Here is a 21,987-nt window from a genome sequence, read left to right as displayed (position 1 = left end):
GGATGACGCGATGAGTGCCGACGTCGATCTTGCTCAGCTGATGGATGCCATGGCGGACGCCATCGTGGTCTGCGACAAGGCCGGCAACATCGCGCTCTGGAATCCGGCGGCCGAGCGCATGTTCGGCTTCACCCCGGACGAAGCCATGGGCCAGTCGCTCGACATCATCATCCCCGAGCGCCAGCGCCAGCGGCACTGGGACGGCTATCACGAGACCATGCGCACCGGCGTCACCCGCTACGGGACGACGCTGTTGCGCGTGCCGGCCATCCACAAGGACGGCCATGCCTTGTCCATCGCCTTCACCGTCGCGCTCCTCGCCTCCCCGGCGGGCGAGCCGACGCACATCGTCTCGGTCATCCGCGACGAGACGGCGCGATGGAAGGAGGAGCGCGACCTTCGCAAGCGCCTCGCGGACGCCGAGGCGCAGATGAAGGCGGCATCCCAAGCATAACGACCGGACAAACCGGCGGGTGAAGCCGGCGGCGGCCCCGTGCCGCGACGCCGGAAGGTTTCGGGACTTCGGAGGCCTCGCGCGCCGCCGTCCCTGTGTTCAAGGCCAGTTTTTGAAAAGGGAACGCAAATGACCAGCAAGCCGTTGGAAGGCATCAAGATCATCGACTTCACGCACGTTCAGGCCGGCCCCGCCTGCACGCAGCTCCTCGCCTGGTTCGGCGCGGACGTCATCAAGGTGGAGCGCCCCGGCTCGGGCGACGTGACGCGCAACCAGCTGCGCGACATCTCGAACGCCGACGCGCTGTACTTCACCATGCTGAACTCCAACAAGCGCTCCCTGACCCTGGACACCAAGACCCAGGAAGGCAAGGAAGTGCTCACGAAGCTCATCAAGGAGAGCGACGTCCTCGTCGAGAACTTCGCCCCCGGCGCGCTCGACCGCATGGGCTTCACCTGGGAGCACATCAACGAGCTGAACCCGGGCATGATCGTCGCCTCGGTGAAGGGCTTCTCCGACGGCCACCACTACGAAGACCTGAAGGTCTACGAGAACGTGGCGCAGTGCGCCGGCGGCGCGGCCTCCACCACCGGCTTCTGGGACGGCCCCCCCACCGTGTCCGCGGCGGCGCTCGGTGACTCGAACACCGGCATGCACCTCGCCATCGGCATCCTCACCGCGCTGCACGCCCGCAACAAGACCGGCAAGGGCCAGAAGGTCGCCGTGTCCATGCAGGATGCGGTCATCAACCTCTGCCGCGTCAAGCTGCGCGACCAGCAGCGCCTCGACCGCGTGGGCTACCTGGAAGAGTACCCGCAGTACCCGCACGGCACGTTCTCGGACGTGGTTCCGCGCGGCGGCAACGCGGGCGGCGGCGGCCAGCCCGGCTGGGTGCTGAAGTGCAAGGGCTGGGAGACCGATCCCAACGCCTACATCTACTTCACCGTGCAGGAGCAGGCCTGGGGCAAGGTGGCGGAAGCCATCGGCAAGCCCGAGTGGATCAACGATCCGGCCTACAACACCGCCCGCGCCCGCCAGGACAAGATCTTCGACATCTTCGCGGTGATCGAGGCGTGGCTCGCCGACAAGACCAAGTTCGAGGCGGTGGACATCCTGCGCAAGTTCGACATCCCCTGCGCCCCGGTGCTCACCATGAAGGAGATCGCCGAGGACAAGTCCCTGCGGGAGAGCGGCACCATCGTGGAAGTCGATCACAAGCAGCGCGGCAAGTATCTGACCGTCGGCAGCCCGATCAAGTTCTCCGACATGAGCGTGGAAGTCACCGGCTCCCCGCTGCTCGGCGAGCACACCGACGAGGTGCTGGCGGAGCTTGGCTATTCCCCCGAGCAGATCAAGTCCATGCACGAAGGTCGCGTGGTCTGATCTGAGGGGTTGAAGCCTGCGCGGGTCTCTCAGCGAATGGCGTGGCCGGGGGTGTCCCGGCCATCCCCGCCACCGGCGCAGTCTTTCGAGACCTGTTTCCGGCCGTCCCCTGTGGGCGGCCGGAACGCTCCCGGCCAAGACGCCGGAACGTATGTTCGAGCTTTGATCGTCCGGCGGGGCGATCCCTGTTTTCCCGGCCTTGCCCGATGCGCTGAGCGCTCCGGCCGCCGGCTTCCGCGCCGCCCCTGAGGGGAGAGGCCATCTTACGTCCGCAAGGACGGCCCGCGAAATTCACCTCGCCGAGTGCGTCACGCCTCGCCCCCCACCGTGGCGCTTTCACTGGCGCCCCCACTGGCGTCGTGTCGCACTGGAGCGTGCGCGCGATTGGGTGCAGACTGCGACTTTCGTCGTAATGTGCAGCCAAAGCGCACCTTGAGCCGCGGCAAACGCGGCCCTCGACGAGGGAGGAAACCCCGATGAACATTCACGAATACCAGGCCAAGGCCATCCTCCGCGATTTCGGCGTGCCGGTCTCCCGCGGCTTTCCCGCCTTCACCCCCGAAGAGGCCGAGGCTGCGGCCGGCAAGCTGGGCGGCATCGCCTTCGTGGTGAAGGCGCAGATCCATGCCGGCGGGCGCGGTAAAGGCAAATTCAAGGAGCTTCCCGAGGGCGCCAAGAGCGGCGTCCGGGTGGTGAAGACCGCCGCCGACGTGAAGGCGAATGCTGCCGAGATGATCGGAAATACGCTCGTCACGCTGCAGACCGGCGCCGACGGCAAGCAGGTGAACCGCCTTTACATCGAGGAAGGCGCGCTCATCGACAAGGAATTCTATCTCTCCATGCTGGTGGACCGCGTGACCTCGCGGGTTGCCTTCGTGGTCTCCACCGAAGGCGGCATGGATATCGAGGAGGTGGCGCATTCCACGCCTGAGAAGATCGTGACCTTCTCCGTGGACCCCGCCACCGGCGTGCAGCCCCTGCACGGTCGCAAGGTGGCGCAGGCGCTCGGCCTCACCGGCGATCTCGCCAAGCAGGCCGGCGCGCTCACCGCCAACCTCTTCAAGGCTTTCACCGAGAAGGACATGAGCCTTCTGGAGATCAACCCGCTGGTGGTGACCAAGGACGGCCGGCTGGTCTGCCTCGACGCCAAGGTGGGCTTTGACTCCAACGCCCTGTTCCGCCACTCGGACGTGGCCCAGCTGCGCGACGAGAGCGAAGAAGACTTCAAGGAGATCGAGGCCTCGCGCTACGATCTCTCCTATATCGCGCTCGATGGCACCATCGGCTGCATGGTCAACGGCGCGGGCCTCGCCATGGCGACCATGGACATCATCAAGCTCTATGGCATGGAGCCGGCCAACTTCCTCGACGTGGGCGGTGGCGCCACCAAGGAGAAGGTGACGGCGGCCTTCAAGATCATCACCGCCGACCCGAATGTCGAGGGCATCCTCGTGAACATCTTCGGCGGCATCATGCGGTGCGACGTGATCGCCGAGGGCGTCATCGCCGCCGTGCGGCAGGTCGGCCTGAAGGTGCCCCTCGTGGTGCGCCTCGCCGGCACGAACGTGGACGAGGGCAAGAAGATCATCCGCGAATCCGGGCTCAACGTGATCCCCGCTGATGATCTCGACGATGCGGCGCAGAAGATCGTCGCGGCCGTGAAGAAGGAAGCTGCGTGATGTCCGTGCTGATCGACGCCAACACCCGGGTCATCACCCAGGGCTTCACCGGAAAGAATGGCACGTTCCACGCCGAGCAGGCGATCATGTATGGAACGAAGATGGTGGGCGGCACCTCCCCCGGGAAGGGCGGCTCGGTGCATCTCGGCCTGCCGGTGTTCGACACCGTGCTGGAGGCGAAAGAAGCCACCGGCGCCGACGCCTCGGTGATCTACGTGCCGCCGGCCGGCGCGGCCGACGCCATCCTGGAAGCCATCGACGCCGAGATCCCGCTCATCGTCTGCATCACCGAGGGCATTCCCGTGCTCGACATGGTGAAGGTGAAGCGCGCGCTCTCCGGCTCCAAGTCGCGTCTCGTGGGGCCGAACTGCCCCGGCATCGTGACGGCCGGGCAGGCCAAGATCGGCATCATGCCGGCCAACATCTTCAAGACCGGCACCGTGGGGGTCGTTTCGCGCTCCGGCACGCTGACCTATGAGGCGGTGTTCCAGACCACCCAGGAAGGCCTCGGCCAGACCTCGGCGGTGGGCATCGGCGGCGATCCGGTGAAAGGCACGGAATTCATCGACGTGCTGGAGATGTTCCTGGCCGACCCCAAGACCGAATCCATCATCATGATCGGCGAGATCGGCGGTTCGGCCGAGGAAGACGCGGCGCAGTTCATCGCTGACGAGGCGAAGGCCGGCCGCAAGAAGCCGATGGTCGGCTTCATCGCCGGCCGCACGGCCCCTCCAGGTCGCCGCATGGGTCATGCCGGTGCCATCATCTCCGGCGGCAAGGGCGGCGCCGAGGACAAGATCGCGGCCATGGAGGCGGCGGGCATCCGCGTGTCTCCGTCCCCCGCGCGCCTCGGCAAGACCCTCATCGAGGTGCTGAAGGGCTGATCCCCAAAGTGCCCCGGACAAGCGACGGCGGTAGCCGGAGCGCTGATCCGGGGCCCAGGGGAAAGTTCGGCGAAGCCGGCATTTGCTTCAACTGCGCAGGATGAAGCCGCCTTCGGCGAACTATCGCGCTGGGCCACGGCTCTCCTTCCACTTCGTTCCAGTCGGCCGAGGCACGAGGGTGCTGCCCGCCCCAAACAATCACCAGAGGAAACACCCATGACCACTTGGCTGCGCTTCGCCGCCGACGGAAAGACCGGCTTCGGCACGTTGGAAGGCGACACCATCGCCGTCCACGAGGGCTGCATGTTTGCGGGGGCGACGGCCACCGGCGCCACGCTCAAGCTCGCCGACGTCGCGCTGGAGGCGCCCTGCGCGCCCACCAAGATCGTCGCGCTGTGGAACAACTTCCATAAGCTGGCGGCCAAGCTGAAGGTGGCCGAGCCGGCCGAGCCGCTCTATCTGCTGAAGGCCACCACCTCCGCCTCCGCGCCCGGCTCGGTCGTGCGCCGGCCGGCCTCCTATGAGGGCAAGACGGTCTATGAGGGCGAGCTGGGCATCGTCATCGGCAAGACGCTGACCAACGTGTCCGAAGCGGAAGCCGCCGCCGGCATCTTCGGCTACACGGTGGTCAACGACATCACCGCCGCCGACATCCTCAACCGCGATCCGACCTTCCCCCAGTGGGCGCGGGCCAAGGGCATCGACGGCTACGGCCCGTTCGGCCCCTGGATCGTGACGGATTTCGATCCCGCCGCGGCGCGCGTGCGCACCATCCTCAACGGGCAGGAGCGGCAGAACTATCCGCTCGCCGACATGATCTTCCCGCCGGCGCTGCTGGTCTCGCTCATCTCGAAGGAGATGACGCTGAACCCCGGCGACCTCATCGCCTGCGGCACCTCGGTGGGGGTCGGCACCATGAAGGAGCCGACCAACACCATCGAGATCGAGATCGCCGGCATCGGCTCGCTGGTGAACACGTTCGAGCAGTGAGCCGCGTAAAGCCGGGCGGTCAGCGTCTGATCGCCCGTGCTCCGGCAATGAGGATGCACGCGCCGACGAAGCCCGCCACCAGATAGCCGAGCCAGCCGGCGAAGCCCACGCCCAGCAGCCCGAACAGGAAGCTGGCGATGGCGGCGCCGATGATGCCGAGGATGATGTTGGTAAAGAGCCCGGTGTCGCTCTTCATGAACATGGAGGCGAACCATCCGGCGAAGCCGCCGATGATGATGGCGGCAATCCAGCCCACTTGCGCGTCCTGCATGGTGTCCTCCGCGAAACCGCCCCGCTCGCGTGGGGGCGCGAGAGAAACGGTACACCCGGCCTGTGGTTCCGGCCACGCTCACGAATGGATGCGGCGCAACGCAAAAAGGCCGCCCGGAGGCGGCCTTTCAGGATCTTGCCGTCGGCATCGGTCTTCGACCGAAGCCAAGGGGCAACGCTCAGACGCCGCGCGGGCTAAAGCGCGTGGCGCCCAGATCGGTCACTTCTTCAGCGCCGCCTGCGCCGCCGCGAGGCGAGCGATCGGCACGCGGAAGGGCGAGCAGGAGACGTAGTTGAGCCCCACCTCGTGGCAGAAAGCCACCGAGGCGGGATCACCGCCGTGCTCGCCGCAGATGCCGAGCTTGATGTCCGGACGCGACTTGCGGCCGCGCTCCACGCCGATCTTCACCAGCTCGCCCACGCCGTCCACGTCGATGGAGACGAAGGGGTCCACCTCCAGGATGCCCTTCTGCACATAGGGGCCGAGGAAGGTGCCGGCGTCGTCGCGGGACACGCCGAAGCAGGTCTGGGTGAGGTCGTTGGTGCCGAAGGAGAAGAATTCGGCGCCTCTGGCGATCTCCTCCGCGCGCAGCGCGGCGCGGGGCAGCTCGATCATGGTGCCCACCTGGAAGGTGAGGGTGGCGCCGGTCTCCTTCTCCACCGCCGCGGCGGTGTCGCGGATGACCTTGTCCACGATGTCGAACTCGGCCTTGGTGGCGATGAGGGGCACCATCACCTCGGGCACCACCATCTCGCCGGTCTTCTTGGCGGCAATGACGGCCGCCTCGAAGATGGCGCGGGCCTGCATCTCGGCGATCTCGGGGAAGGCGATGGCGATGCGGCAGCCGCGGAACCCGAGCATCGGGTTCACTTCGTGCAGCTCCTTGTAGCGCCGCTCCACCCGCTCGATGTCCACGCCGAGGCTCTTGGCCACCTCCGCCGTCTCTTCCGCCGTGTGGGGGAGGAACTCGTGCAGCGGCGGGTCGAGCAGGCGGATGGTGACCGGCAGGCCCTTCATGATCTCGAACAGCTCGACGAAGTCGTCGCGCTGCATGGGCAGCAGCTTGGCCAGCGCCGAGCGGCGGCCGGCCTCGTCGTCGGCGAGAATCATCTCGCGCACGGCGAGGATGCGGCCGGCGTCGAAGAACATGTGCTCGGTGCGCGACAGGCCGATGCCCTCGGCGCCGAACGAACGGGCCATGCGGGCGTCCGCCGGGGTCTCGGCATTGGCGCGGACCTTGAGCTTGCGCACCTTGTCGGCCCAGCCCATCAGGGTCGCGAACTCGCCCGACAGCTCCGGCTGGAGCATCGCCACCTCGCCCGCCAGCACCTGGCCGGTGCCGCCGTCGATGGTGATGAGGTCGCCCTTCTTGAAGGTCTGGCCGTTCACGGTCAGCGTCTGCGCGGCATTGTCGATGCGCAGCGCACCGGCGCCGGAGACGCAGGGCTTGCCCATGCCGCGGGCGACCACCGCCGCGTGGGAGGTCATGCCGCCGCGCGCGGTCAGGATGCCCTGGGCGGCGTGCATGCCGTGGATGTCTTCCGGCGAGGTCTCGACGCGGACGAGGATGACCTTGCGGCCCTGCTCCTTCCACGCCTCGGCCTCATCCGCCGAGAACACGATGGCGCCGGCCGCCGCGCCCGGGGAGGCGGGCAGGCCGGTGGCGATCACCTTGCGCTCGGCCTTGGGATCGATGGCGGGGTGGAGAAGCTGGTCCAGCGCCGCGGGATCGACGCGGCCGACGGCCTCCTGCTCGGTGATGAGCCCTTCCGCGGCCAGCTCCACGGCGATGCGCAGGGCCGCCTTGGCGGTGCGCTTGCCGGAGCGGGTCTGGAGCATCCAGAGCTTGCCCTTCTCCACCGTGAACTCGAGGTCCTGCATGTCACGGTAGTGGTTTTCGAGCACATGCGAGATGCGCTCGAACTCCTTGAAGGCGTCGGGTAGGGCGACTTCCATGGAGGGCTTGTCGGACGAGGCGGCCTTGCGGGCCTTCTCGGTGAGGTCCTGCGGGGTACGGATGCCCGCCACCACGTCCTCGCCCTGCGCGTTCACCAGGAACTCGCCATAGAGCGCGTTCTCGCCGGTGGAGGGATTGCGGGTGAAGGCGACGCCGGTCGCCGAGGTCTCGCCCATGTTGCCGAACACCATGGACTGCACGTTCACCGCCGTGCCCCAGCTCTCGGGAATCGAGTGCAGGCGACGGTAGGTGATGGCGCGGGCGTTCATCCAGGACGAGAAGACGGCGCCGATGGCGCCCCACAGCTGCTCGTGAGGGTCCTGCGGGAAGGGCTTGCCAAGCTCGGCTTCCACCTTCGCCTTGTACTTGACCACCAGGGCCGCCCAGTCGTCCGCCGAGAGGTCGGTGTCGAGAGTGTGGCCGTGCTGGAGCTTGTAGTGCTCCAGGATCTCCTCGAAGTGGTGGTGGTCCACGCCCAGCACCACGTCGGAATACATGGTGATGAAGCGGCGGTAGCTGTCATAGGCGAAGCGCCGGTCGGCGAGGCGGGCCACCGCGTCCACGGTGGCGTCGTTGAGGCCGAGGTTCAGCACCGTGTCCATCATGCCCGGCATGGAGGCGCGGGCGCCGGAGCGCACCGAGACGAGCAGCGGGTTCGCCGCATCGCCGAACGCCTTGCCGGTGAGCTGGCCCACCTGGGCGAGCGCCGCTTCCACCTCGCCCTTCAGCTCGGCCGGATAGGTCTGGCCGTGGGCGTAATAATAGGTGCACACCTCGGTCGTGATGGTGAAGCCGGGAGGAACGGGCAGGCCGAGGTTGGACATCTCGGCGAGGTTCGCGCCCTTGCCGCCGAGAAGATTCTTCATGTCGGCTTTGCCCTCGGCCTTGCCGTCGCCGAAGGTGTAGACCCATTTCGTCATGTGGGTTGGCCCCGTTTGGGATTATGCAGAGTGGCGGGATGCTTTAACGTGCAGCGCACAAAGCATCAACTGGGCAATCCGACGGCCGTTCCCGCACCGCCGGATGAGACGGCGCGGCGATCAGTGCCCCATCAGGCCCGTGACGCCCACGATGATGAGGTAAATGGCGACCAGCACGTTCAGAAGTCGCGGGAAGGCGAGGATCAGGACGCCTGCAATCAGCGCGACCGCCGGCTGAACGATGACCATGTTGAAAGACATTGTGAAGCCTCCCCTTTCGTCCGCGCGGCTCGAAATGGCTCCGCTGCCGCCGCGGCGCACGATTGCCGATCCGGGGCGCAAGGTCCATGGGGTCGCGCGGGCGCGGCGTGGGGGATGAGCGCGAGGTTGTGCCCGGCACGGGATGCGCCTCACGGTGCCGTTACGTGCGACGACATTGCGCGGGCGGTGCAACACGGCACAATCCCTTCATCCGCATTTCGCCGGACCATCCGCGCGCTCGCCTGCCACCGCCGGTGCCCGGCGCAACGGGGAGGTCGCGACCGCTGGGAGCCGCCATGCCCGCCCCGTCTTCTGCCCCATCCTCTGGTCCGGCTTGCCCTCATGCCATTGCGGCACCACCGCAATCAGCTCCCCGTCGCGGCGGGGCCGTCGTCGCTTTGCTGGCCGCGACCGCCTTCGGGCTGATGGCGTTGTCGGGGGGCGCCGCGCTGGCGCAGCCGGAAAAATGCCCGCGCATGGTGGCCGAGCGGCCGAAGGTGCGGCTCGCGGCGCTGGACGCCGCGATGCTGCGGCTCGCCGAGGCCTCGGGGCCGGTGCACCTCACCTTCGTCGGCCATGCGAGCTTTCTCATCGAGAGCCCGGCCGGGGTCAGCATCGTCACGGACTACAACGATTATGTGCGGCCGAATCTGGTGCCGCGCATCGTCACCATGAACCACGCCCACGACACCCACTACACGGACGCGCCGGACCCCGGCATCGAATATGTGCTCAGGGGCTGGGGGAAGGAAGGGGCGCCGGCGCAGCACGAGGTGACGGTTGAGGACGTGTGGATCCGCAACGTCCCCACCAACATCCGCCGGGGGGCCGGGACGGAATATGACGGCAACTCCATGTTCGTGTTCGAAGTGGCGGGCGTGTGCATCGCCCATCTCGGCCATCTGCACCACCTCCTGACCAAGGAGCACCTGGAGGCGCTGGGCCGGATCGACGTGGTGCTGGCGCCGGTGGACGGCTCCTACACGCTCGATCTCGAAGGCATGGTGGAGGTGCTGAAATCCATCAACGCCCCGCTGGTCATCCCCATGCACTATTTCAGCCAGTACGGGCTGGAGCGCTTCCTCGCGCGGCTGGGCCAGGAATGGACGGTCCAGCGCTCCACCGAGCCGTTCGTGCTGCTGAGCCGGGACACGCTGCCGAAGACACGCACGGTGCTGGTGCTGCCGGGGCGGTAGGGGCAGCGTGGAGGTCCTTTAGGCCGTGATGCCCCGGCGGCTTGCCCGGGGCATCCACTCTACCACGTAGGGGGTACCCGGCGTCCCAGCTCAGGTGTCATCCGATCCGTGGATCCCCCGCACAAGGCGGGGGATGACGACGTGCGCAGGGCGGTTGTCCGTGCGTCAGGGTCGCCGCGCTGCTCAAAACGCAAAAGAAAAAGGCGCCGCGCAGAGCGCGACGCCTTTGTTCGTCTCGACCCGGGTCAGGCGACCCGGCCAATCTCACTTGAGGGCGAGGAAGGAGGTGTCGAAGGAGAGGCTGGCCACGTAGCGATCGCCGCAGACGTTCTGCAGGCCGGAGATCACGCCGCAGGTGCCGAAGGGCGCATAGCCGACGCCGGACACGTAGGACGGGCCGGACGACAGGGTGCTGCCGTAGTAGCGCAGGTCGAGGGTGGCAGCCTTGTAGGTGAAGGCAACGCCCACGTTCCAGGTGGTGTAGGAGGGCAGCTCGTAGTTGGCGACGAAGATGTTGCCGAGGTCGGTCTGGCCGAGCCACTGATAGCCGAGCTCACCCGACACGTAGAAGCCGACGTCCTTGATCGGGCTCCACTTGGTGAAGTCGACCTTGGCGGTGCCCGACAGGTAGGTGCCGGTGGAGCCAGAGCCAGCGTAGCTGTTGGTGTAGTAGAGGTTGCCGCCGACGGTGAACACGTCGTTGATGACGTAGGTCGGCTTGAAGTAGATTTCCCAGTAGTCGATGTTGACCGCGGGGAGACCGGCGCCCAGCGTGTTCACGCCGATCTCGCCGGGATAGTAGTAGTACACGAAGCCGACGTCGGCGGTGAAGGCGCCCCAGGTGTGGCGCAGGCCGCCGTACAGGTCGATCTCGGCCGAGGCGTCGGTGAGGCCGGTGTAGCCGCCGAACTGGTTGATCGGGGGGAAGTCGACGTTCGAGGCGAAGATGCCGGCGTAGACCCAGTCGAAGAGGCGCAGTTCAGCGTAGCCCTGGACGGTGGGGTTGCCGTCGGTCTGCGAGATGCCGCGGAACACGTAGTCGGTGCCGAGCTTCACGCCGAACGCCACATCCCACAGGGGAGTCTCGGGCGCCGGAGCGGCCTTCACGGGCATGGGCGAGCTCAGGTCCGCGGCGCCGGCGGCACCCACGGAAGCGGCTCCGGCCAGGAGCATGGAAGCGGCAACGACTGCAATCTTGTTCATAACGGTTTTCCCCGCAGCGATCTGGAACGATAAAAATCAGGTCGCGGCTTCAAGTCCAATGCGAAATTTGAGGCAGCAGATGCACCTGCTTTAGGCAAACCGTTGCAAATGCTGGATTCTGCTGTTGCATCGTTGCAACGCACTGTCCCGAAACGGTACGGCACCCCGTTCCTGTCAGGAAAATCATGTGCCGGGAAAGGGCAGGCGCGCCTCAAAAAGGTCGCAGATGCGGTACCCCGATCGGGGGAGGTGACGCTTTCCGATCACACGCATTGTCACACAGGTGACTCAGGGCGGTGACTCGGAAAGCCGCCGGGGCCGCTTCCCCAGCGCAACCGGGCGCGCGATGGCGATGGGTCAGGGCCGCGTCATCAGAAGCGGGCGCCCGCGCTCGGGCGTGCGGGCCCAGCCGCCGTCCTCCTGCCGGGCGAAGCGGATCACCGAGGCGCCGCCTTCGCCACGGACGAGGATGTTGCCGCCCTCGATGTCCCAGGCGGTCGGTCCGAAGCGCAGCAGCGCCGCATCGCAGCCGCTGGCGATGTTCAGGCGGAAGCCGCCGCCCTTGGCGGGGGCATCGAGCAGCGTCACCCGGCACACGGGCGCGCCGGCCTGCCGGGCGAGGTCCCATTCGCCCACCACTTCCTCGGGCTTCAGCTCGGTGCCGTCGGCCAGGGCCGGATTGGCGAGGAAATACACCCCGTCGCCCTCGCGCAGCGCCTCGTAGCTGCCGCCCGCGCCCTCGGTGAACTCGGCCACGGTGCGGCCCTGCGCGTTAAGAAGGCGGATGGAGCCGGAGGGGTCGGGCAGCCAGGCGACCACCTGCGCGGAAAAGCCGATATCGGCGCAGGCGGGGCGGTCGAACTCCACCGCGAGGCCGGGGCCGGCGGCGTCGGGCTTCAGGGCGAAAGCGCAGCCGCGTGATCCGTCGGCGCTGGCGAGCCGGAACGGCGCCGCCATGCGGGCCGCCGCCTCACGCACGGCGGGATCGAGCTTCGGGGCTGCGGCGGGCGCAGGCTTTGCGGCAGGATCGGCCTTCTGGGCGAGGGCCGGGCTGGTCGCGGCAAGGCTGGCGAGGAGCGCGGCGCACAGGGCGCCACGGACCCCCCGAACCTGCGGAAATTCGTTCCGATGCGCCATGCTGCCCTCCACGACGACCAACGCGGCGAGTCTAGCACCGCGCGGGCGGGGGATCATCAGGCGCGCGCGCCTGCCTATGACCGGCGTGGCGCACCGGATCGATGGCGTCAGCCGCGCGGCCAGGGCGTCTCGGCGACGGGGGTCAGCGGCCCCTTGCCGTCGAAGAAGGCAAGGATGTTGTCCACCACCAATTGCCCCATGGCGGCGCGGGTGTAGTGGGTGGCGGAGCCCACGTGCGGCAGCAGCACCACATTGTCGAGGGCGAAGAAGGCCTCCGGCACGTTGGGCTCGTCCTCGAACACGTCGAGGCCCGCGGCGAGGATGGTGCGCGACTTAAGCGCCGCGAGCAGCGCCGCCTCGTCCACCACGGTGCCGCGCGCCACGTTGATGAAGATGCCGTTGGCGCCGAGGGCCTCAAGCACCTCGGTGTTGACGATGTGGCGCGTCGCCGGACCGCCGGGAAGAATCGCCACCAGCACGTCCACTGCCCGCGCCATCTCCTTGAGGTCCGGATAATGGCGATAGGCCACGTCCGTCTGCGGACGCCGGCTGTGATAGACGACGGGCACGGAGAAGGCTTCCAGCCGCCTGGCGATGGCCTTGCCGATGCGGCCCATGCCGAGGATGCCGACCGTGCGGTCGCGCAAGGTGGGGCCGAGCGGATAGGCGCCCTTTGTCCACTGGCCGGCGCGCACGAATCGGTCGCCCTGCGGAAGCTGCCGCACGGTGGCGAGCAGCAGGCCGAGGGTGAGGTCGGCCACCTCCTCGTTCAGCACGTCCGGCGTGTTGGTGACGATGACGCCCCGCTTTGCCGCCGCCGCCGCGTCCACCGTGTCGTAGCCGACGCCGAAATTGCTGACGATCTTGAGGTTGGGCAGGCGCGCCATGAGCGCGTCGTCCACCTTCACCTTGCCGCGGGTGGCGATGGCCTCGACCGCGCCGGCGTTGCTCTCATTCAGGTCATCCAGCGGCACCAGGGTGAAGCGGCCGGCAAGCTGGCGCTCGACGACCTCCTCCATCACGGGGCCGGTGAGGAGCAGGGCCGGGCGGGCGGCATCGGTCATGGTCAGGTCTCCGCTTTGGCGGCTGGGCAGGGAAGAAACGGGATGGTCACCGGCGGGCAGGCGGGAGCGGCGCCCCGCGAACCCCGCGCCGATGCCCGCGGCGCGCGACCGGAAACGGCGGCCTCATCCGCGGGACGGCTATGTCTAGCCCCATCTCCGACCTTCGTCCAATGGAGCTTCAATCGTTTTAAATTTCCACTTGATCCCGTTCTCGCCTCGCACCATGATCGCGCCGCGTTCCGGAAGGGGCGACGGCCGGAGGTCTGTTCCGGCCCAAGAATGGTGCGGCCGCATCGGGCAAGGCTCAAAGAGCCCCCATGCGGCGCGAGGAAACGGCGAGGGGAGAGGACGCTGCATGGCGACCGTGGACATTCGCGGTGTGAAGAAGGCCTATGGGTCGACGCAGGTCATCCATGGCGTGGACGTGGACATCCGCGACGGCGAGTTCGTGGTCCTGGTCGGCCCCTCGGGCTGTGGAAAGTCCACGCTGCTGCGCATGATCGCCGGCCTTGAGAACATCTCCGGCGGCGAGATCCTGATCGGCAATCGCGTCATCAACGAGATGCCGCCGAAGGAACGGGACATCGCCATGGTGTTCCAGAACTACGCGCTCTATCCGCACATGACGGTGGCGGACAACATGGGCTTCTCGCTCAAGCTGCGCAAAGCCCCCAAATCCGAGATCGAGAGCCGGGTGCAGCGCGCCGCCGGGATTCTGAACCTCACCAAGCTGCTCGACCGCTACCCCCGCCAGCTCTCCGGCGGCCAGCGCCAGCGCGTCGCCATGGGCCGCGCCATCGTGCGCGATCCGCAGGTGTTCCTGTTCGACGAGCCGCTCTCCAATCTCGACGCCCAGCTGCGCGTGCAGATGCGCACCGAGATCAAGGAGCTGCACCAGCGGCTGAAGACCACCACCGTCTACGTCACCCACGACCAGATCGAGGCCATGACCATGGCCGACAAGATCGTGGTGATGCACGACGGCATCGTGGAGCAGATCGGCGCCCCGCTCGATCTCTATGACCGGCCCGCCAACCAGTTCGTCGCCGGCTTCATCGGCTCGCCCTCCATGAACTTCGTGAAGGGCAAGGTGCGGCTCGGCGCCAATCCCATGCTGGTGACCGACAGCGGCGTCGAGGTGCCCCTGCCGGACGCGCAGGGCCTCGCCGACGGCCAGAAGGTGGTCTACGGCCTGCGTCCCGAGCACATCCGGCTCGATCCCAATGGCGTGCCGGCGCAGGTGGTCGTCACCGAGCCCACCGGCTCGGAAATCCTGGTCGTCGCCCGCCTCGGCGAAGGCGCCGCGGCGCAGGAGATCACCTGCCTGTTCCGCGAGCGGCTGAGCTTCAGCCCCGGCGAGACGATCCGTATCGCGCCGCAGCCGGGCCTCACACATCTTTTTGACGAGGCGACCGGCAGTCGGCTCTGACACGGTCGGTTACCGTGCCGGGCCACCGGCACGCTCAGGGGGAAAGAAGACCGTTCGAGACACACCGTCCGAAACGGCCCGTCCTTCAAGGAAACGCTTCACGGGAGGAAGACCAATGACCATTTCCAGACGTGACCTTCTCATGGGCGGCGCGGGCCTTGCGGCCGGCGCCATGGCCCTGCCCATGCTCTCCACCAAGGAGGCCATCGCCCAGGCTGTCGCCAAGTTCGAGCCGGAGGCCGGCGCCTCCCTCCGCCTGCTGCGCTGGTCGCCGTTCGTGAAGGGCGAAGAAGACGCCTGGATCGCCAACACCAAGAAGTTCACCGAGGCCACCGGCATCGAGGTGCGCATCGACAAGGAGAGCTGGGAGGACATCCGTCCCAAGGCCGCCGTCGCCGCCAACGTGGGCTCCGGCCCGGATATCGTGTGGGTGTGGTTCGACGACGCCCAGCAATATCCCGACAAGCTGCTCGATGTGACCGACCTCGCCACCGGCCTCGCCAAGCAGTATGGCGGCTATTATCCCGGCAACGAGGTGTATGCGAAGGTCAACGGCCGCTTCGTCGGCCTGCCGCTCGCCACCATCGGCAACGCAGTGGTCTATCGCGACAGCTGGGTGAAGCAGGCCGGCTTCTCCGAATTCCCGAAGGACACCAAGGGCCTTCTCGAACTCGGCAAGGCGCTCAAGGCCAACAACCACCCCATGGGCTTCACGCTGGGCCATGGCGTGGGCGACGGCAACAACTACTGCCACTGGGTGCTGTGGAGCCACGGCGGCAAGATGGTGGACGAGAACAGCAAGGTGGTCATCAACTCGCCGGAGACCGTCGCCGCGCTGAAGTATGCCGCCGAGCTGTACAAGACCTTCATTCCCGGCACCGAGAGCTGGCTCGACGTCAACAACAACCGCGCCTTCATCGCCGGTGACCTGTCGGTGACGGCCAATGGCGTGTCGATCTATTACGCCGCGGCCAACGATCCCAAGCTCGCCGACATGGCGGCGGACATGAAGTCCACCAACTTCCCCGTCGGCCCGGTGGGCAAGAAGGTGGAACTGCACCAGACGACCACCGCCTGCATCTTCAAGTATTCGAAGTTCCCCAAGGCGGCGCAGGCCTATCTCGCCTTCATGTTCCAGGCCGACCAGTACAATGCCTGGCTGACCGGCGCGAGCGCCTATTGCTGCCAGACGCTGAAGAGCTTCGCCAACAACCCGGTGTGGACCTCCAAGCCCATCCACGCCGCCTATGCGGTGGCCTCCGAGACGCTGCAGCCCAACGGCTACGCCGGCCCGCTGGGGCCGAAGTCGGCCGCGGCCATGGCCGACTGGATCGTGGTGGACATGGTGGCGGAAGCCTCCACCGGCCAGCGCACGCCCGAGGAAGCCGCCAAGCGCGCCCAGCAGCGCGCCGAGCGCATCTACCGCTGAGGCGGGACTGATGCCTCCTCCCCTCTCCCCCTCGAAGTCGGCAGTTGCCGACTTCGCCTTTCACGAACCGAACTCGGCAGCAGCCGAGTTCGGGCGGGAGAGGGGCTGGGGGTGAGGGGGCCGGTGCGGGATGGGGGAGCAACCCCCTCACCCCGTCTCGCGGCTGCGCCGCGATCCACCCTCTCCCGCAAGGGGAGAGGGTCTTCGAGTCAGAAAGACAAGCTTCCGGAGACCCATCCATGGCCAACGTCGCAGCGGCTGAGCCGACCCACAAGCGGTCCTTCTGGGCCGGCATCGGGCAGGGCCGGCATGTGCTCGGCATCGCCTTCATGGTGCCGGCGGCCGTGTTCCTCCTGTTCTTCCTCACCTATCCCCTTGGCCTCGGCGTGTGGCTCGGCTTTACCGACACGCGCATCGGCCGCGAGGGCGTGTTCATCGGCCTTGAGAACTATGAATCGCTCTGGGGCGACAGCCTGTTCTGGCTGGTGGTGTTCAACACGCTCCTCTACACCATCGCCGCCTCGATCCTGAAGTTCGCCCTCGGCCTGTGGCTGGCGCTGCTGCTGAACGAAAACCTGCCGTTCAAGGCCTTCTTCCGCGCCGTGGTGCTCTTGCCGTGGGTGGTGCCCACCGTGCTCTCGGCCATCGCCTTCTGGTGGATCTTCGACAGCCAGTATTCGATCATCTCCTGGGCGCTCATCAAGATGGGGCTCATCTCCGCGCCCATCAACTTCCTCGGCGACGTCACCAACGCCCGCGCCTCGGTCATCGCGGCCAATGTCTGGCGCGGCATTCCCTTCGTCGCCATCTCGCTGCTGGCGGGCCTGCAGACCATCTCGCCTTCGCTGCACGAGGCGGCCACGCTGGACGGCGCCACCAACTGGCAGCGCTTCCGCTACATCACGCTGCCCATGCTCTCGCCGATCATCGCGGTGGTGATGACCTTCTCGGTGCTGTTCACCTTCACCGACTTCCAGCTCATCTACGTGCTCACCCGCGGCGGTCCTCTGAACTCCACCCACCTCATGGCGACGCTCTCCTTCCAACGCGCCATTCCCGGCGGCTCGCTGGGCGAGGGCGCGGCCATCGCGGTGGCCATGATCCCCTTCCTGCTGGCGGCGATCCTGTTCAGCTATTTCGGCCTGCAGCGCCGCAAGTGGCAGCAGGGCGGGGCCGACTGAGCCCGCCCTTCAAGCCCGCGCGCCGCCCCCCAATTCTGCGAGGACCACCATGGCCCAGCCCCAACCCGTTCAGATGACCGACAATTCCACGGGCATGAGCTATCTCGACAGCCTGCCCCGGCGGATCGTCACGGTGATCCTGCCGCTCATCATCTTCGTCTTCGTGCTGCTGTTCCCGTTCTACTGGATGGCCATCACCGCCATCAAACCGAACTTCCAGCTCACCGATTACAACAACTACTCCCCGCTCTGGGTGGTGCAGCCGACGCTGGAGCACATCAAGTATCTCCTGTTCGAGACCTCCTATCCGCACTGGCTGTGGAACACGGTCTACATCTCGGTGGCGGCCACGGTCATCTCGCTGGTGACCAGCGTGTTCGCGGCCTATGCCATCGAGCGCCTGCGCTTCAACGGCTCGCGCTGGGTGGGCCTCGGTATCTTTCTCGCCTATCTGGTGCCGCCGTCGATCCTGTTCATCCCGCTCGCCATCATGGTGTTCGGCCTCGGCATCTACGACACCAAGCTGGCGCTGATCCTCACCTATCCCACCTTCCTCGTGCCCTTCTCCACCTGGCTGCTGATGGGCTACTTCCGCTCCATCCCGTTCGAGCTGGAGGAATGCGCGCTGGTGGACGGCGCCTCACGCTGGCAGATCCTCATCAAGGTGCTGCTGCCGCTCTCGGTGCCGGGGCTGATCTCGGCGGGCATCTTCTCCTTCACCCTGTCGTGGAACGAGTTCATCTACGCCCTCACCTTCATCCAGTCGTCGGAGAACAAGACCGTGCCGGTGGGCGTGCTCACCGAGCTGGTGCGCTCGGACGTGTATGAGTGGGGATCGCTGATGGCCGGGGCCCTCATCGGCTCGCTGCCGGTGGTGATCCTCTATTCCTTCTTCGTGGACTATTACGTCTCGTCCATGACCGGAGCGGTGAAGGAGTAGGGCACGCCTTTTCGGTCGCGGCGTCCCCCTCGCCCGAACGCCAATTGTCCGCTTGCCCTTGCGCGCGCGCCGTGGCACCCCTTGCCGCGGCTCGTTGCGGTGCATCATGCGCCGCTGAAAGCGGGGGGTGGGGATGCTCGAGCGCGTGATCGAAGGGATCTTGTTCCGCAGCCGCTGGATTCTCGCGCCCTTTTATGTCGGCCTCGTCGTGGGCATGCTGGTGCTGCTGTTCAAGTTCGGTCACGAACTGCTGCACTTCGTTCTGCACGCCGTCTCGGCCACCGAGAGCGACATCATCCTCGGCATCCTGGCCCTCGTGGACCTGACGCTCACCTGCAACCTCGTGGTAATCGTCATCTTCTCCGGCTACGAGAACTTCGTCTCGAAGATCGATCCCGACGGCCATCCCGACTGGCCGGACTGGATGACGCGGGTGGACTTCACCGGCCTGAAGCAGAAGCTGCTGGCGTCCATCGTCGCGATCTCGGCCATCCAGCTGCTCAAGGCGTTCATGAATCTCGACAAGGGGAACATGAGCGAGAACACGCTGACATGGCTCGTCATCATCCATGTGGTGTTCGTGGGCTCGAGCCTCGTCCTCGCCTGGTCGGACAAGCTCTCCAACAACAAGCACTGAGCGGCGCGCGGGCCTTGTCTGCCATCGGCCCCGGTTCTGACCGGCGCCGAGACGGCTCGCTCAGGCGCCGCGCGGGCTTAAACTCACCCGCCCGCCATCTCCTCCACCGTCGCCGCAGCGCCATGCGCCATGAGGCGGGCGAGGGCGTTGCGAACGGGGCCGGCAAAGCGCGGGTCGGCGCCGAGATCGGCGAACACTTCCCGCACAGAGAGAAGCGCCGGGGCGAGGCGCGTCGCATCGAGGCCGGCCTCGTCCGCCAGCGCCTTCAAGCGAGCGGCGAGGGGATCGCGCACGTCGATGGCATTTCCCTGCTCGTCCCGCCCGCTCACGTAGCGCATCCAGCCGGCGACGCCGAGGGCGAGGAGCGGGATGGGCGCTCCGGTCGCCAGCCGGTCGCGGGCGGTGGCGACGAGGCGCTGGGGCAGCTTCTGGGAACCATCCATGGCGATCTGCCACGTGCGGTGCCTGAGGGCCGGATTGGCGAATCGTTCGCGCAGCGCCCTTTTGTACGCGGCCACGTCCACGCCCGCCGGCAGGTGAAGGGTCGGCGTCACCTCCTCGTCCTGCAGGCGCGCCACGAGCCGGGCAAAGGCGGGCACGGCCATGGTGTCGGCGATGGTGGCGTGGCCCGCGAGATACCCGAGATAGGCGAGGGTGGAATGGGCGCCGTTCAGCAGGCGCAGCTTCATGTGCTCGAACGGCTCCACGTCCGACACCAGTTCCACCCCCACCTCCTCCAGAGGCGGCCGGCCGAGGGGGAAACGGTCTTCCACAACCCACTGGGTGAAGGGTTCGGCCATCACCGGCCACGCATCCTCAAGCCCGAGACCGGCGGCGACCAGCGCCCGGTCCTCGTCCGTGGTGGCGGGGACGATGCGGTCCACCATGGTGGAGGGGAAGGCGACCTCGCCGGCGACGAAGCGGCCGAGATCATCATTGCGCAGGGTCGCGAGGCGGGCCGTCACCCGCGCCACGGTCTTCCCGTTGGCCGGGAGGTTGTCGCAGGTGAGTACGGTGAAGGGGGCGACGCCGGCGGCGCGTCGACGGGCGAGGGCCTCCACCAGATAGCCGGGCGCGCTCACCGGCCGGTGCGGGTTCGCTAGATCGGCGCGGATGTCCGGGTGCGCCTCGTCCAGCGTGCCCGAGGCGGGATCGTGGCAATAGCCCTTTTCGGTGACGGTGAGGGTAACGATGCGCACGCGCGGATCGCACATGGCGGAAAGCAAAGCCTCCGGATCGCGCGGCGCCACCAGCAGCCGGCGCAGCGATCCGATGACGCGCAGCTTGTCCCCCGCGCCCGAGCGCTCGGCGAGCGTATAGAGGCCATCCTGCGGATCGAGCGCATCGGAGGTGTCAGGCGAGCGCAGGCTGGCGCCGCAGATGGCCCAGCCCGTGTGCCCGTGCGAGAGGATGGCATCGAGATAGGCCGCCTGATGGGCGCGGTGGAAGGCGCCGACGCCCAGATGCACCACCCCCACCTCCGCTGCCGCGATGTCATAGGCCGGGCGGGCGACGGCGGCGGGCAGGTCGGTGAGGGTGGAAAGCGAGAGCCGGGGGCTCAAAGCTTGTAGGCCTTCTTGGCGAGGCCATAGGCGAGGTCGCGCGCCACCTCCACCGCCTCGTCCTCGTCCAGGCGATGCTCGCAGACGAGTTCGGCGAGGAAGCCGCAATCGATGCGCCGCGCCACGTCGTGCCGGGCCGGAATGGAGGGGAAGGCGCGGGTGTCGTCGTTGAAGCCCACCGTGTTGTAGAAGCCCGCAGTCTCCGTGGTCATGGCGCGGAAGCGCTTCATGCCCTCCGGGCTGTCGTGGAACCACCACGCCGGGCCGAGCCGCAGCGCCGGATAATGGCCGGCGAGCGGGGCCAGCTCCCGCGCATAGCTCGTCTCGTCCAGGGTGAACAGGATGATGGTGAGGCCGGCTTCGTTGCCGAAGCGGTCGAGCAGCGGCTTCAGCGCGCGAACATATTCGGTGGGGGAGGGGATGTCCGCCCCCTTGTCCCGGCCGAAGCGGGCGAAGATCTGTCCGTTGTGGTTGCGCACCGCGCCGGGATGGATCTGCATCACCAGCCCGTCCTCCAGGCTCATGCGCGCCATCTCGGTGAGCATCTGGCCGCGGAACAGCTCGGCGTCCTGCGCCCTCACCGGGGCATTGCCGGTGACACGGCGGAACAGCGCCTCGGCCTCCTGCGGCGGCAGGTCGAAGGTCGCGGCGGTGGGGTGGCCGTGGTCGGAGGAGGTGGCGCCGAATGTCTTGAAGAAGGCGCGGCGCTTGCGGTGGGCGGCGAGATAGCCCGACCAGGAGAGGGTGTCCTCGCCGGTGATCTCGCCGAAGCGCGCGAGATTGGCGGTGAAGCCCTCGAATTCCGGGTCCACCACCGGATCGGGCCGATAGGCGGTGACGACGCGTCCGCTCCAGCCGCTGGCGCGGATTTCCGCATGGGCGGAGAGGTCGTCGAGCGGGCTCTCGGTGGTGGCGATCACCTCGATGTTGAAGCGCTCGAACAGGGCGCGGGGGCGGAAGGCCTCCTGCTGGAGCTTTTCGGCGATGAGGTCGTAGGCGGCATCCGCGTTCTTCTCGCTCAGCCGCTCCTCCAGCCCGAACAGGGTGGCGAAGGCATGGTCCAGCCACGCCCGCGTGGGGGTGCCCCGGAACAGATGGTAGTTCGCCGCGAACAGCCGCCAGATGGCCCGCCCGTCCTGCTCCGTCTCGCCGCCGTCGGCGCGGGGAACGCCGAGATTTTCCAGCGGGATGCCCTGAGAGTAGAGCATCCGGAACACATAATGGTCCGGCACCACGAAGAGGCGCGCGGGATCAGGAAAATTCTCGTTGAAGGCGTACCAACGCGGGTCGGTGTGGCCGTGGGGCGAGACGATGGGCAGCGCCTCCACCTCCGCATAGAGCCGGCGCGCCACCGCGCGCACGGACGGGTCTGCGGGGAGCAGGCGGTCGGGATGGAGGAGGCTGGACACG

Annotated in this window: 19 protein-coding genes; 11 read left to right on the top strand and 8 right to left on the bottom strand. The window is 67.4% G+C overall.

What is annotated here, in order from left to right:
• Positions 1–10: 10 nt before the first annotated feature.
• From ACT535_RS07265 to ACT535_RS07245, 5 genes are all read left to right on the top strand, one after another.
• Entirely contained in the window at positions 11–454 is a 444-nt protein-coding gene (locus ACT535_RS07265; protein ID WP_476363853.1) for a PAS domain-containing protein, read from the top strand.
• A 129-nt stretch (positions 455–583) separates the two neighbouring features.
• Complete coding sequence (frc, locus tag ACT535_RS07260; RefSeq protein ID WP_168459886.1) at positions 584–1,837, top strand: formyl-CoA transferase; 1,254 nt, start codon at positions 584–586, stop codon at positions 1,835–1,837.
• Between the two features lie 476 nt (positions 1,838–2,313).
• Positions 2,314–3,516: an ADP-forming succinate--CoA ligase subunit beta gene (gene sucC, locus ACT535_RS07255; RefSeq protein ID WP_476363852.1), complete on the top strand. Its 1,203-nt coding sequence runs from the start codon at positions 2,314–2,316 to the stop codon at positions 3,514–3,516.
• Positions 3,516–4,400, top strand: a complete 885-nt coding sequence (gene sucD, locus ACT535_RS07250; RefSeq protein WP_476363851.1) for a succinate--CoA ligase subunit alpha — start codon at positions 3,516–3,518, stop codon at positions 4,398–4,400. The genes sucC and sucD overlap by 1 nt, the downstream gene beginning before the upstream one ends.
• Before the next feature lie 216 nt (positions 4,401–4,616).
• Positions 4,617–5,390: a fumarylacetoacetate hydrolase family protein gene (locus tag ACT535_RS07245; RefSeq protein ID WP_476363850.1), complete on the top strand. Its 774-nt coding sequence runs from the start codon at positions 4,617–4,619 to the stop codon at positions 5,388–5,390.
• A 19-nt stretch (positions 5,391–5,409) separates the two neighbouring features.
• Here the strand turns inward: ACT535_RS07245 and ACT535_RS07240 are convergent, their stop codons facing one another.
• From ACT535_RS07240 to ACT535_RS07230, 3 genes are all read right to left on the bottom strand, one after another.
• Positions 5,410–5,661 (bottom strand): GlsB/YeaQ/YmgE family stress response membrane protein, encoded by a 252-nt coding sequence (locus ACT535_RS07240; RefSeq protein ID WP_168459882.1) that lies wholly within the window; start codon positions 5,659–5,661, stop codon positions 5,410–5,412.
• A gap of 219 nt (positions 5,662–5,880) precedes the next feature.
• Positions 5,881–8,538 (bottom strand): pyruvate, phosphate dikinase, encoded by a 2,658-nt coding sequence (gene ppdK / locus ACT535_RS07235; protein ID WP_168459881.1) that lies wholly within the window; start codon positions 8,536–8,538, stop codon positions 5,881–5,883.
• A gap of 120 nt (positions 8,539–8,658) precedes the next feature.
• Positions 8,659–8,799: a DUF3096 domain-containing protein gene (locus ACT535_RS07230; protein WP_081762717.1), complete on the bottom strand. Its 141-nt coding sequence runs from the start codon at positions 8,797–8,799 to the stop codon at positions 8,659–8,661.
• 398 nt (positions 8,800–9,197) lie between these two features.
• On the opposite strand from ACT535_RS07230, the gene ACT535_RS07225 reads away from it, so the two are divergent.
• Positions 9,198–9,995, top strand: a complete 798-nt coding sequence (locus tag ACT535_RS07225) for an MBL fold metallo-hydrolase (RefSeq protein WP_476363849.1) — start codon at positions 9,198–9,200, stop codon at positions 9,993–9,995.
• A gap of 264 nt (positions 9,996–10,259) precedes the next feature.
• Here ACT535_RS07225 and ACT535_RS07220 read toward each other — a convergent pair whose 3' ends face one another.
• From ACT535_RS07220 to ACT535_RS07210, 3 genes are all read right to left on the bottom strand, one after another.
• On the bottom strand, positions 10,260–11,198 hold the full coding sequence (locus ACT535_RS07220) for a TorF family putative porin (RefSeq protein ID WP_476363848.1): 939 nt from the start codon (positions 11,196–11,198) through the stop codon (positions 10,260–10,262).
• Positions 11,199–11,555: 357 nt separating this feature from the next.
• Positions 11,556–12,335, bottom strand: a complete 780-nt coding sequence (locus tag ACT535_RS07215) for a protease inhibitor Inh/omp19 family protein (protein WP_476363847.1) — start codon at positions 12,333–12,335, stop codon at positions 11,556–11,558.
• A gap of 107 nt (positions 12,336–12,442) precedes the next feature.
• Complete coding sequence (locus tag ACT535_RS07210; protein ID WP_476363846.1) at positions 12,443–13,399, bottom strand: 2-hydroxyacid dehydrogenase; 957 nt, start codon at positions 13,397–13,399, stop codon at positions 12,443–12,445.
• Positions 13,400–13,754: 355 nt separating this feature from the next.
• Between ACT535_RS07210 and ACT535_RS07205 the strand changes: the two genes are divergently transcribed.
• The 5 genes from ACT535_RS07205 (at position 13,755) to ACT535_RS07185 (ending at position 19,015) form a co-directional block, all read left to right on the top strand.
• A complete protein-coding gene (locus ACT535_RS07205) occupies positions 13,755–14,828 on the top strand; it encodes a sn-glycerol-3-phosphate ABC transporter ATP-binding protein UgpC (RefSeq protein ID WP_168459877.1) in 1,074 nt (357 codons plus the stop codon).
• Between the two features lie 115 nt (positions 14,829–14,943).
• A complete protein-coding gene (locus ACT535_RS07200) occupies positions 14,944–16,257 on the top strand; it encodes an ABC transporter substrate-binding protein (protein ID WP_168459876.1) in 1,314 nt (437 codons plus the stop codon).
• 329 nt (positions 16,258–16,586) lie between these two features.
• Complete coding sequence (locus tag ACT535_RS07195) at positions 16,587–17,438, top strand: carbohydrate ABC transporter permease (protein ID WP_394078577.1); 852 nt, start codon at positions 16,587–16,589, stop codon at positions 17,436–17,438.
• 49 nt (positions 17,439–17,487) lie between these two features.
• A complete protein-coding gene (locus ACT535_RS07190) occupies positions 17,488–18,378 on the top strand; it encodes a carbohydrate ABC transporter permease (RefSeq protein ID WP_168459875.1) in 891 nt (296 codons plus the stop codon).
• Positions 18,379–18,511: 133 nt separating this feature from the next.
• Positions 18,512–19,015 (top strand): TIGR00645 family protein, encoded by a 504-nt coding sequence (locus tag ACT535_RS07185; protein ID WP_476363845.1) that lies wholly within the window; start codon positions 18,512–18,514, stop codon positions 19,013–19,015.
• An 83-nt stretch (positions 19,016–19,098) separates the two neighbouring features.
• On the opposite strand, the gene ACT535_RS07180 is transcribed toward ACT535_RS07185, so the two are convergent.
• Positions 19,099–20,577 (bottom strand): mannitol dehydrogenase family protein, encoded by a 1,479-nt coding sequence (locus ACT535_RS07180; RefSeq protein ID WP_476363844.1) that lies wholly within the window; start codon positions 20,575–20,577, stop codon positions 19,099–19,101.
• A complete protein-coding gene (uxaC, locus tag ACT535_RS07175; RefSeq protein WP_476363843.1) occupies positions 20,574–21,986 on the bottom strand; it encodes a glucuronate isomerase in 1,413 nt (470 codons plus the stop codon). The genes ACT535_RS07180 and uxaC overlap by 4 nt, the downstream gene beginning before the upstream one ends.
• Position 21,987: the final 1 nt, after the last annotated feature.

This window comes from Xanthobacter sp. DMC12 (genome assembly GCF_056314105.1).
The sequence above is the reverse complement of the archived record's forward strand: the minus strand, read 5'-3'. Positions and strand labels throughout refer to the sequence as shown.